The sequence below is a fragment of the Micromonospora sp. NPDC023888 genome (assembly GCF_040639415.1).
Classification (GTDB): Bacteria; Actinomycetota; Actinomycetes; order Mycobacteriales; family Micromonosporaceae; genus Micromonospora.
Genome location: NZ_JBEZZW010000037.1, coordinates 59,676 through 69,628, shown reverse-complemented (window position 1 = coordinate 69,628; position 9,953 = coordinate 59,676). Strand labels below are relative to the sequence as shown.

Sequence of the window (9,953 nt, the reverse complement as noted above, 5' to 3'; positions counted from 1 at the left end):
CGGCAGCCCGGTGCGCTCGGCGACCTGCGTCGCGCTCGTCGCGCCGAGCACGATCGCCGCGAAGATCCGTCGTCGTCCGTCGTCGGCCAGGGCCCCGGCCAGAGCATGCGCAGTCACGCCGGTCACCCTCGCATCAGCGGTACGCGGACCGCCAGGCGATTTTCCGGCGCGCTCAGTCGGCCGTCGGCTGCTCGGTCGCCCTGCGGACCGACCGGCCTGCTCAGTCGGCCGTCGGCTGCTCGGCGCGGAGGAGCACCCGGCGCAGCAGGTCGGCGAGGTGTCGCCGCTCGGTCGGCGTGAGCGTGCCGAGCAACCGGTGCTCCTCCGCGCCCTGGATCTCCATCGCCCCGCGCCACGCCGCCTGCCCCGCGTCGGTGAGCTCCACGTCCACCCGTCGACGGTCGACAGTGGACGGGGTGCGGCGCACGAAACCCCGCCGCAGCAGGGCGTCCACCCGCGCGGTGATCGAGGCGGGAGCCATCGCGAGGTCCGCGGCGAGGTCCGAGGGCGCGGCCCGACCGCGGCGGCCGGCCAGGGCGTGCAGGGTGTCGTACTCGTGGGCCGGCAGGTCGAGGTCGACCAGGACCCGTTCCTTGACCGCACGCAGGTGCCGGGTCAGCTTGATCATCCTGGTCACCGCGCCCTCGACATCCGCGTCGAGGTGCGGCACCACCGGCAGCCACCGCTCGATGTGGCGGTCGACGGTGTCGGGAGTCGTGGTCACCGCCCCAGCTTACCTCAGTGTCGAAATATTCATTGCCGAAAGGTTCGACGTCGAAGTATGTTGCCGGGATGACGCATCCCCTGCGCACCCGCTCGTTCCGGTTGCTGTTCCTGGGCCGGACCGTCTCCGCCGTCGGCGACGCGGTGGTGCCCGCCGCGCTGGCCCTGGCCGTGCTGCGGGCCACCGGCTCTACAAGCGCGCTGGCCGTCGTCCTGGCCGCGGCGATGGTCCCCCGGCTGCTGCTGCTCCCACTCGGTGGTGTCGTCGCCGACCGGTTCGACGCCCGGCGGGTCGCACTGGTGGCTGACCTGGTCCGCTGCGCCACCCAGCTCGCGGTCGGCGTGGAGCTGCTCGGGGGTGACCCGTCGCTGACCACGGTCGTCGTCGCGTCCGCCCTCGGCGGCACCGCGTCGGCGTTCGCGATGCCCACCGCGTCCCCGCTGGTCGCCGGCACCGTCGAGCCGGCCGGCCGGCAGCGGGCCAACGCCCTGATGGGGATCACCGCCAACACCAGTCGCCTCGCCGGCCCGGCGCTGGCCGGCGCGCTGATCTGGGCCGCCGGACCCGGCTGGGCGTTCATCCTCGACGGCGCGTCGTTCGCGCTCAGCGCGGCGCTGCTCGCGCTGGTGCGGATCCGGCACGTGCCGGTGCCGCACCGTTCCGTGCTCGCCGACCTGCGCCACGGCTTCGGGGAGGTCCGCGCCCGTGACTGGTTCTGGACCAGCCTGCTCGGGCACGGCGCGTGGAACGGCGCCGCCGCCGTGCTGATGACCCTCGGGCCGGCCATCGCCATCGACCGCCTCGGCGGCGAGGCGACCTGGGTGCTGTTGTTGCAGGCCGGCGCGATCGGCATGCTCACCGGCTCACTGCTGGCCGGGCGGGTCCGCCTGCGCCGACCGGTGCTGCTGGCCAACCTCGGGTTGGCCAGCTACGCCGCGCCGCTGATCCTGCTCGCCGTCGCCGCGCCCGCCCCGGCGGTCATCGCCGCGTACGCCGTGGCGCTGACCGCCCTCGGCTACCTCAACCCGGTCTGGGAGACAGTGGTGCAGCACCACTTCCCGCCGGAGGTCCTGGCCCGCGTCACCTCGTACGACTGGCTGGTGTCGCTGGCCGCCATGCCGTTGGGGTACGCGCTGGCGCCCCTGGCCGCCGACGCCTTCGGCGCACCCGTCCCGCTGGCCGTCGCCGGCCTGCTGGTGCTCGTCTCCTGCGCGGGCACCGCACTCGTCCCCGGCGTCCGCCGACTCACCTGGCCGAGCGCCCCGCAACCGCAGCCGACCGAACCCGCCGGCGTCAGTTGAGCCAGACCGTTGCGCGCTGATGCAAAAGGCCCCCGACCAGGGCCGGGAGCCTGCGTACTCGGTGGTCGGTCAGCCGGCGTCGCGGGTCATCGCGACAAAGCCGCGCCACGCCTGCGGGCTGAAGGTCAGTGTGCCGCCGTCGCGGTCCTTCGTGTCGCGCACGAGGACCACCCCGGGGAGGTTGTCGGCGACCTCGACACAGTTGCCACCGTTGCCGCCGCTCTTCGTGCTCTTACGCCACCGCGTACCGCTCATGTCCATGATGCTGCCGCTTCTCTCAGAAGGTCCAGGGAACGCCCTCGGGGCAGTGCCTCTCCGCGAATACGCTCCCACCGTCGTTCCAGGTTAACAAGCTCCGATGCCTGGTCGAGGATCTGAGCCTGGGCCGGGCCGTCGACGTGCGCGACCCGCGACCCGTCCGGCATGTCGGCGATGGTGAATGGGCCGTCCAGGCCGGGATAGCTGGGCGCGTCCGCCGGGACGATGTGGAGCTGGACGCTGCCCGTCTCGGCGTGCCCGAGCAGCCGGGCGAGTTGCGCCGCCATCAGGGAGCGGTCGTCGCCGACGCGTCGCCTGAGCACCCCCTCGTCGAGCACGGCGATCAGCAGTGGTCCACTGTCCCGGGTGAGGATCGCCTGCCGGCCGATCCGAGCCTCGGCGAACTCGCCTACCGCGTCCGGTCTCAACACCCCGCCCGCCAGGGTCGCCCGCGCGTACGCCTCGGTCTGCAACAACCCGGGCACCCAGGCCAACTCGAACGACCGCAGCGTCACCGCCTCGCGTTCGATGTCCACCCACGGCCGGAACCACACCGGTTCGCGGCGGCGCACGACGTCCGGCCAAAGCGCGTCGGTGTCCTTTGCCAGCAACTCCGCGACCGTCGAGCGGTGTCGACTCTGCGGAATGTGGCCCGGGTTTGCCCACCTCGCCACGGTCTTCGGGTGCACGCCGATGCGACCTGCGAGGCTCTCGGCGGTGTGCCCCGCCTCGGCGAGCGCCGCAACAAAGGCGTGGTTCATGCCGTGCCTCCCCTGGAACAAACCAACCGTCCGAAGAAGATTACACAACGCTGTGTGATTGTCCAGCAACCCTCGGCAAGGTGCTCTGTAGACGGCGTGGCCGGCAGGGACCCGAACCCGGCGGACGCGTTCGTAGCGGGGCCGCCCCGACGGGGCGGCCCCCTCCCAACGCCCAGCCCGGAAGGACATCGATGCCAGCCGAGAAAGCCGGACCAGCGAGGCCGAAGCCGCAGGAGCCGCGATGACCGGCACACTGCGGGCCGGGGACGTGGTCCTCCTGACCACCGCCGCCAGCGTCCAGTTCCGCAAACCGATAGTCGTCCGGGTCATCCGCGAGCTACCCGACCGGCACACCTACGACGGTTGGCTCTGGCTCGAAGCCTACGAGCTGAACGCGAAGGGCGACGCGATCGCACGGCGCGAGCTGTTCGTCATGCGGGCGGGCGTGCGGATCCAGGTGCCGTCCCCGCGCCCCGCCGACGCGACCCGCCGGCGGGCACCGCTGCGGCGTTCCGGTCCGGTGGGGGTCGGCTGATGCCCCAACGCCCGACGCACTCCCCGCTGCGGCCGTCGTGGCGGTGCCGGGTCTGCGGCATCCGGTGGCCGTGTTCGGCCGCGAAGCTGCGCCTCCTCGGCGAGTACCGCGAGGATCGGCCGGGCCTGGTGGCGCACCTGGCAGAGCTTCAGGAAGCAGCCGAAGCCGACCTCACCGCGCTCAACCCGGGCGTCGCGTCGCCCGATCTCACAGCGCGCTTCGTCGGCTGGGCCGAAGCCCGCTGAGCCGTCCCGACCCCGAGGGCGACGAACGCCCGTCAACGGATAAGTCCCCGAACCCGCTGATCAGCTCGGGTCGTCGGTGCGCAGCCGCGCGTGCAGGTGCATGTCGTGCCAACCGTCGGCGTGCCGCACCGACCCCCGCAGCAGGCCCTCCACCGGGAAACCGGCCCGCGCGGCCACCCGGCACGACGCCGTGTTGGCGGTCGAGTGATGCAGGGCCAGGCGGTGCAACCCGGCCCGGGTGAAGCTCCACCGGGCGAGTGCCCCCAACGCGTCGGCGGCGACGCCCCGCCCGCGCGCCGCGGGCACCACCCAGTACGACACCTGCGCCGACGCCTCCTCCAGCAGCACACCGCGCAACCCCACCTGACCCACCGGCCGGTCGTCGGCGTCGACGACCGCCCAACTGGCGGACGTTTCGTCGCGCCATCGCCGCGCCCACTGCGCCGTCCACGCCCGCGCCTCGTCGTCACCGTCCAGCCGACGGACGTGCCACCGCTGAATCTGCGCACAGTCGAAGGCGGCCCGAACGGCCGGGGCGTCGTCGACCCGCCACGGCCGCAACGCCAGCCCGGGGCGTACCGGAAGGTGGGGTTGTTCCCGGGCGCCCAGGCTCCCGGCGGCCAGAGCGGGCGTGACGAGCAGCGGCATCGACCCATTATCGAGCCGGCGGCGTCACTCTCCGGTCGGACCCCCGGCGAGTTCGGCGACCACGTCGAGGTGACCGAGGTGCCGGGCGTACTCCTGGACCAGGTGGAACAGCACCCGCTCCAGCGACGCCGGGGGCGCGCCGTTCCACCGCGGCCCCGGCGCGCCGACCTCCGCCAGGTCGTGCGCCGTCACCACCGCCGTGGTGTGCGCGCCCTGCGCCCGCAACGCCGCCACCAGGTCGGAGAGGGTCTCGTCGGGGGCGACGTACCAGCGGTCATCGCGGCGGTCGCCCCACGGGTCGGCGACGTCCCGGCCCTGGAAACCCCACTCGATCCAGCGCCGCTCCACGTGACGCAGATGCATGAGCAGCTCCAGCGGGGTCCACCCCGACGGCAGTCGGCTGCGCCGCAGCTCCGGCTCGGCCAACGCCGACACCCTGTCCACCATGGACTCGCGGAAGTAGTCCAGGTAACGCAGGAAGACCTCGGTGCGGCTGCCGGCCGGGGCGGTCGGCTCGGGGAAGGCGGTCATGACGAGGTCGGCAGGTCGCGGGCACGCTGTCGCACACCCGCCCCGCCGTACGGGTAGTCACCCACGAGCGGCGCGCTCGCCTCGTCCAGCAACCGCATCTGCGCGGCGTCGAGGTCCAGGTCCGCGGCGGTCAGGTTGTCGTCGAGCTGCTCGGTGGTACGCGCGCCGAGGATCACCGAGGTGACCGCCGGTCGGGCGGCCAGCCAGGCCAACGCCACCGCCGACATGGACACGCCCCGTTCACCGGCGACCTGGCGGACCGCGCCGAGCACCCGCCAGGTGCGCTCCTCGGCGTTGCGACCGGCGTACGCCTCGACGCCGCGCTGGGGGTTCTCACCGAGGCGGGTAGCGCCGGTGGGCGTGCTGTCGCGCTGGTACTTGCCGGTCAGCCAACCCCCACCCAGTGGCGACCACGGCAGGATGCCGATGCCCTCGTTCTCGCAGACCGGCACCAACTCGAACTCGATCTCCCGGGCCAGCAGGTTGTACTGCGGTTGCAGGGTCACGATCGGTGTGAGGTTGAGGTGCTGGGTGAGCAGGGCCGCCTTCTGCAACTGCCAACCGGTGAAGTTGCTGACCCCCGCGTAGCGGATCTTGCCCGCGCGCACCGCGTCGTCGAAGAACCGCAGCGTCTCCGGCAGCGGGGTGAGCGGGTCCCAGGCGTGCGCCTGGTACAGGTCGACGGCCTCGACGCCGAGCCGGCGCAGGCTGGCGTCCAGGGCGCGGGTGAGGTGCACGCGGGACAGGCCGGCGTCGTTCGCGCCCGGACCCATCGGGAACCGCCCCTTGGTGGCGATCACCAGTCGGTCGCGCAGGTCGGGCCGGGTCCGCAGCCAGCGCCCCACGATGTCCTCCGAGACACCGGCGGAGTAGACGTCGGCGGTGTCGATGAAGGTGCCACCGGCCTCGACGAACCGGTCCAGTTGGGCGAAGCTGCCGGCCTCGTCGGTCTCCGCCCCGAACGTCATCGTGCCCAGACACAGGGTCGACACCACAGTGCCGGAACCGCCCAGAGTGCGATAGCGCATATCGTCCTTTCGGTCCAAGTGACAAAGCCGATCTTCGCACTCGTCCCGACCACCCGCATACGGGACAGTCCCGCACGCCGGTACGGGCACCCGTGCGGCGACCCCGCCGGTCATCATGAGCGGGTGAGCGAGCCCGTGACCGACATTGACCGACCTCAGCGGCCGGCCGCGACGTCACCGCCGGGAGCGCCGGAGCCAGGTGCGCCCACCCGGGGCCCGTGGCTGGTGGCCCTGACGACGAGCGTGGTCCTGCTGCTGCTCGCCGGCCGCTACGGCTACCACCGCGACGAGTTGTACTTCCTGCTCGCCGGCCGACACCTCGACTGGGGTTACGTCGACCAGGGCCCGCTGGTCCCGGCGCTGGCCCGGCTGCTGGACACTGTCGCGCCGGGCAACCTGGTGATTCTGCGGACCCCGTCGGCGCTGCTGGCCGGCGGCGCGGTGCTGCTGGTCGCCGCCATCGCCCGCGAGTTGGGCGCCGGTCGCGGTGCGCAGACCTGCGCGGCGGTGCTGGCCGCGCTGTCCGGCATCGTGCTCGCCAGCGGGCACCTGCTCAGCACCACCACCGTCGACCTGCTGGTCTGGCTGGCGGCGGCGTGGTGCGCGGTGCGATTGCTGCGCACCGGCGACAGCCGCTGGGCCCTGGGCATCGGGCTGGCGCTCGGCGTGGGCATGCTCAGCAAGCTGCTGCCCGCGCTGCTGGCCGTGGGCCTGATCGCCGGCGTGCTCATCGCCGGGCCACGTCGGCTGCTCCGCGACCGCCTGGTGCTCGTCGCCGCCGGGATCGCCCTGCTGCTGGCCGCACCGAACCTGATCTGGCAGGCGGCGCACGGCTTTCCGCAACTCGGCGTGGCGGCCTCCATCGCCGACGGCGACAGTTCCTACAGTGGCCGCCTCGACGCGTTGACCCTCCAGTTCGTCATCATCAGCCCGTACGCCGTACCGATCTGGATCGCCGGCCTCGTCGCGCTGCTGCGCCGACCGGCGTGGCGGGCCTACCGGGCGGTGGGTTGGGCCTGGCTGGTGGTGTTCGGCATCGTGCTGATCGCCGGTGGCAAGGGCTACTACGACGCGCCGCTGCTGCTGGTGCTGACCGCCGCCGGCGCGGTGGTGACCGTCGGGTGGGCGTCGCGCGGGTCGGTCCGGCTGCGCCGGGGGCTGCTCGCGCTGGGCGTGGTGCCGTTCCTGCTGCCCAACATCGTGCTGCTGCTGCCGGTGCTGCCGGCCGAGCGGTTGCCCGGGTTCGTGGTCGACGTCAACTACGACGCCGGCGAGACGATCGGCTGGCCGGCGTTCGCCGACTCGGTCGCCGCCGTCCATCGTGGGCTGCCGCCCGAGGAGCGCTCCCGGGCGGTCATCCTGACCGGCAACTACGGCGAGGCCGGCGCGCTGGCCCGCTACGGTCCGGCCCGTGCGCTGCCAAGGGCGTACTCCGGGCACAACAGCATGGTCGACTTCGGCCAGCCGCCCGCCGACGCGGACGTGGTCATCGCGGTCGGCTGGGAGCGCCCCGACCAGCTCGATACCTGGTTCGACGAGTGCACGCTCGCGGGGCGGGTGGACCAGCGGGTCGAGGTGGACAACGACGAGAACGGCGGCCCGATCCACGTGTGCCGGGGGCTGCGGCGTCCGTGGGCGCAGATCTGGGACACCGAGGTACGCCACACCGGCTGACCGTACTCAGCCGGCTCCGGCGGTCAGCCAGGTCTGGATGCCGGCCGGCCCCGACGTCTTCGCCCTCGACGAGCTGGGACGGATTACGCTCGCCGCGCGCGGTGACAAGCGCTCCGTCACCACCGACGACAGCGCCGGCATGTTCGCCGCCGTACCCGGTGCGGTTCTCATCGCCGCCGACGACGCCGTCATCGCGCCCACCAGCTACCGGGAGTGGCTCAACCGCCAGGGCTGACGTGCCCACCGGCCCGCACGCCACGGTGGCGGTCGAGCACCACGCCGGCGTGCGGGCCGGTCAGCCCGCTGGGGCGCTGCCTGCCGTCGAGCGTTACGCCGGCGGTCGGGTGAGTTGGGCGGCCACGGCGTCGAGGACCCAGTCCAGGCCGGTCGCGAAGGATGTCTCGGCGTCCACTTCTGTGCCGTCGTACACGGCCTTGGTCAGCGCCGGGAAGCGGCCCGTGTCCAACATCCTCGTCAGATGCGGACCGTGGGCGCGCTGCCAGTCGCGCTTGGACAGGCCCGTGGCGCGCTCGGCCCGCAGGTTCGCGATCTCGCGCCTGATCGCGCCGGTGACGTAGGCGCTGACAGTCTCCACGGCGCGCATGACGGTGTCGATGTCGGCCAGGCCGTCGAGGGCGGTCAGCGTGGCCTCGGCCACGGCGAGGCCGTTCGGGCCCAGGCTCGGGCGGCCGCCGAGCAGGTCGGCGAGCCAAACGTGGCGCAGAGCGGCCTGCCTGGTGCGGTGGGCGAGGACGTGCAGCGCCTTCCGCCAGTCACCGGGCTGCTCCTCGGGGAGAATCTCGGCCTGCACCGCGTCCACCATGAGGTCGAACAGCTCGTCCTTCGTGGCGATGTATCCGTACAGCCGCATCGGGCCGGCGTTCAGCCGGGCGGCGACCTTGCGCACCGACACCGCCGCCAGCCCGCCCTCGTCGGCGAGCGCGATGGCGGCGGCGATGATCTGCTCCCGGTCGAGCGGCACCGGGGGATTCGGCGGCTCCGGCCGGTCCCACACCGTCATGGTCACTCCCTGCTGTTGCGATGCATTGTAAGGGAGCGATACGGTGTATCGCTATGAGACACCGTATCGCTGTGGTCGGGGGCGGCCCCGGGGGCCTCACCTTTGCGCAGGTCCTGCACCGCCACGGTTACCCCGTCGTCGTGCTCGAACGCGATCCCGCGCCCGACTCCCGTCCCCCCGGCGGCACACTGGACCTGCACGAAGGGCTGGGCCAGCTCGCACTGGACAAGGCGGGGCTGCGGGCAGAGTTCCAGGCGCTGTCTCGTCCCGAGGGGCAGGCCATGCGCATCCTGGACCCTGCCGGGACCGTCCTGCGCGACTGGCGACCCTCTCCGGACGAGCGGGCCAATCCGGAGATCGACCGCGGGCACCTGCGTGACCTGCTGCTCGGCTCCCTCGACGTGCGGTGGGGGCGAGAGGTGACGCAGGTGGTGCCGGGGACCGAGGACGGCGTACGTGTTCGTTTCGCGGACGGGCGACAGGAGACGTTCGATCTCGTGGTGGGCGCGGACGGCGCCTGGTCCCGGGTCCGCCCAGCGGTCTCGCCGGTGACGCCGCAGTACACCGGCGTCACCTCGGTCGAGACGTCCCTCGACGACATCGACACCCGCCACCCTGGCCTCGCCCGGTTGGTCGGCGACGGTTCGGTGGCCGTGTACGGCGTGAACCGGTCACTCGTCGCCCAGCGCAACAGCGGCGGTCACGTCAAGGTGTACACCAAGTTCCGCGCACCGCTGGACTGGCACGCGGACCTGGACCTGACCGACGTCGAGGCCACCCGGTCGAGCCTGCTGGCGCTGTTCGACGGTTGGGCCGCTCCCGTCCTCGACCTGCTCGGCCACGGCACCGCCTTCGTCCACCGCCCCTTCTACGTCCTGCCCGAGTCCCACACGTGGCCGCACGTCCGCGGGGTGACGCTCCTGGGCGACGCCGCCCACCTGATGCCACCGTTGGGGGCAGGCGCGAACCTCGCGATGCTGGACGGTGCCGAGCTCGCGGAGTCCATCGCCGCCGCCCCGCACGATCTGGACGAGGCCGTTCGCGCCTTCGAGGAACGGATGTGGGCACGGGCCAGCGGGTGGGCGAAGATCACCACGGCCGGTCTGGAACGGCTCGTGAGCCCGGACCCCGCCGAAGCCCTCGCCCTCTTCGACGACGTCCAACCATCCTGACCGTCGGGAACGCCAGCGCCAGCACCTCACTCGGGGCCGCGAAGACGAGCTGACG

General features: G+C 72.8%; 13 protein-coding genes. 6 read left to right on the top strand and 7 right to left on the bottom strand.

What is annotated here, in order from left to right; all coding sequences use genetic code 11:
* Nucleotides 1–220: 220 nt before the first annotated feature.
* A complete protein-coding gene (locus tag AB0F61_RS27285) occupies nt 221–724 on the bottom strand; it encodes a MarR family transcriptional regulator (protein ID WP_357815068.1) in 504 nt (167 codons plus the stop codon).
* Between the two features lie 68 nt (nt 725–792).
* On the opposite strand from AB0F61_RS27285, the gene AB0F61_RS27280 reads away from it, so the two are divergent.
* Entirely contained in the window at nt 793–2,025 is a 1,233-nt protein-coding gene (locus AB0F61_RS27280) for an MFS transporter (protein ID WP_357815065.1), read from the top strand.
* 69 nt (nt 2,026–2,094) lie between these two features.
* Here the strand turns inward: AB0F61_RS27280 and AB0F61_RS27275 are convergent, their stop codons facing one another.
* On the bottom strand, nt 2,095–2,286 hold the full coding sequence (locus tag AB0F61_RS27275) for a DUF397 domain-containing protein (RefSeq protein ID WP_357815062.1): 192 nt from the start codon (nt 2,284–2,286) through the stop codon (nt 2,095–2,097).
* Nucleotides 2,277–3,044 carry a DUF5753 domain-containing protein gene (locus AB0F61_RS27270; RefSeq protein ID WP_357815059.1) on the bottom strand — a complete coding sequence of 256 codons (768 nt, stop codon included), beginning with the start codon at nt 3,042–3,044 and terminating at the stop codon, nt 2,277–2,279. Before AB0F61_RS27270 ends, AB0F61_RS27275 begins: the two co-directional genes overlap by 10 nt.
* 241 nt (nt 3,045–3,285) lie before the next feature.
* Here AB0F61_RS27270 and AB0F61_RS27265 point away from each other — a divergent pair, with 241 nt between their 5' ends.
* Together AB0F61_RS27265 and AB0F61_RS27260 are read left to right on the top strand one after the other, a co-directional pair.
* The gene (locus tag AB0F61_RS27265; protein WP_357815056.1) at nt 3,286–3,579 is read left to right on the top strand and encodes a hypothetical protein; all 294 of its coding nucleotides are present in this window, start codon (nt 3,286–3,288) and stop codon (nt 3,577–3,579) included.
* A complete protein-coding gene (locus AB0F61_RS27260) occupies nt 3,579–3,824 on the top strand; it encodes a flavin reductase (RefSeq protein WP_357815054.1) in 246 nt (81 codons plus the stop codon). Before AB0F61_RS27265 ends, AB0F61_RS27260 begins: the two co-directional genes overlap by 1 nt.
* Before the next feature lie 60 nt (nt 3,825–3,884).
* On the opposite strand, the gene AB0F61_RS27255 is transcribed toward AB0F61_RS27260, so the two are convergent.
* The 3 genes from AB0F61_RS27255 to AB0F61_RS27245 are packed head-to-tail and all read right to left on the bottom strand — an operon-like array spanning nt 3,885 to nt 6,031.
* Nucleotides 3,885–4,472 carry a GNAT family N-acetyltransferase gene (locus AB0F61_RS27255; protein ID WP_357815051.1) on the bottom strand — a complete coding sequence of 196 codons (588 nt, stop codon included), beginning with the start codon at nt 4,470–4,472 and terminating at the stop codon, nt 3,885–3,887.
* Nucleotides 4,473–4,496: 24 nt separating this feature from the next.
* A complete protein-coding gene (locus AB0F61_RS27250) occupies nt 4,497–5,003 on the bottom strand; it encodes a DinB family protein (protein ID WP_357815048.1) in 507 nt (168 codons plus the stop codon).
* Complete coding sequence (locus AB0F61_RS27245; protein ID WP_357815046.1) at nt 5,000–6,031, bottom strand: aldo/keto reductase; 1,032 nt, start codon at nt 6,029–6,031, stop codon at nt 5,000–5,002. The genes AB0F61_RS27250 and AB0F61_RS27245 overlap by 4 nt, the downstream gene beginning before the upstream one ends.
* A 123-nt stretch (nt 6,032–6,154) precedes the next feature.
* On the opposite strand from AB0F61_RS27245, the gene AB0F61_RS27240 reads away from it, so the two are divergent.
* A complete protein-coding gene (locus AB0F61_RS27240; protein ID WP_357815043.1) occupies nt 6,155–7,705 on the top strand; it encodes a glycosyltransferase family 39 protein in 1,551 nt (516 codons plus the stop codon).
* Nucleotides 7,706–7,742: 37 nt separating this feature from the next.
* A complete protein-coding gene (locus tag AB0F61_RS27235) occupies nt 7,743–7,940 on the top strand; it encodes an NmrA family transcriptional regulator (RefSeq protein WP_357815040.1) in 198 nt (65 codons plus the stop codon).
* Between the two features lie 93 nt (nt 7,941–8,033).
* Here AB0F61_RS27235 and AB0F61_RS27230 read toward each other — a convergent pair whose 3' ends face one another.
* Nucleotides 8,034–8,726, bottom strand: a complete 693-nt coding sequence (locus AB0F61_RS27230; RefSeq protein ID WP_357815038.1) for a TetR/AcrR family transcriptional regulator C-terminal domain-containing protein — start codon at nt 8,724–8,726, stop codon at nt 8,034–8,036.
* Between the two features lie 53 nt (nt 8,727–8,779).
* Between AB0F61_RS27230 and AB0F61_RS27225 the strand changes: the two genes are divergently transcribed.
* A complete protein-coding gene (locus AB0F61_RS27225) occupies nt 8,780–9,898 on the top strand; it encodes an NAD(P)/FAD-dependent oxidoreductase (protein WP_357815035.1) in 1,119 nt (372 codons plus the stop codon).
* Nucleotides 9,899–9,953: the final 55 nt, after the last annotated feature.

Coding starts and splice junctions, on each gene's coding strand:
- AB0F61_RS27250 (WP_357815048.1), bottom strand. CDS start 5,003: ATGACCGCCTTCCCCGAGCCGACCGCCCCGGCCGGCAGCCGCACCGAG.
- AB0F61_RS27280 (WP_357815065.1), top strand. CDS start 793: ATGACGCATCCCCTGCGCACCCGCTCGTTCCGGTTGCTGTTCCTGGGC.
- AB0F61_RS27270 (WP_357815059.1), bottom strand. CDS start 3,044: ATGAACCACGCCTTTGTTGCGGCGCTCGCCGAGGCGGGGCACACCGCC.
- AB0F61_RS27265 (WP_357815056.1), top strand. CDS start 3,286: ATGACCGGCACACTGCGGGCCGGGGACGTGGTCCTCCTGACCACCGCC.
- AB0F61_RS27235 (WP_357815040.1), top strand. CDS start 7,743: ATGCCGGCCGGCCCCGACGTCTTCGCCCTCGACGAGCTGGGACGGATT.
- AB0F61_RS27275 (WP_357815062.1), bottom strand. CDS start 2,286: ATGGACATGAGCGGTACGCGGTGGCGTAAGAGCACGAAGAGCGGCGGC.
- AB0F61_RS27230 (WP_357815038.1), bottom strand. CDS start 8,726: ATGACGGTGTGGGACCGGCCGGAGCCGCCGAATCCCCCGGTGCCGCTC.
- AB0F61_RS27225 (WP_357815035.1), top strand. CDS start 8,780: ATGAGACACCGTATCGCTGTGGTCGGGGGCGGCCCCGGGGGCCTCACC.
- AB0F61_RS27260 (WP_357815054.1), top strand. CDS start 3,579: ATGCCCCAACGCCCGACGCACTCCCCGCTGCGGCCGTCGTGGCGGTGC.
- AB0F61_RS27245 (WP_357815046.1), bottom strand. CDS start 6,031: ATGCGCTATCGCACTCTGGGCGGTTCCGGCACTGTGGTGTCGACCCTG.
- AB0F61_RS27255 (WP_357815051.1), bottom strand. CDS start 4,472: ATGCCGCTGCTCGTCACGCCCGCTCTGGCCGCCGGGAGCCTGGGCGCC.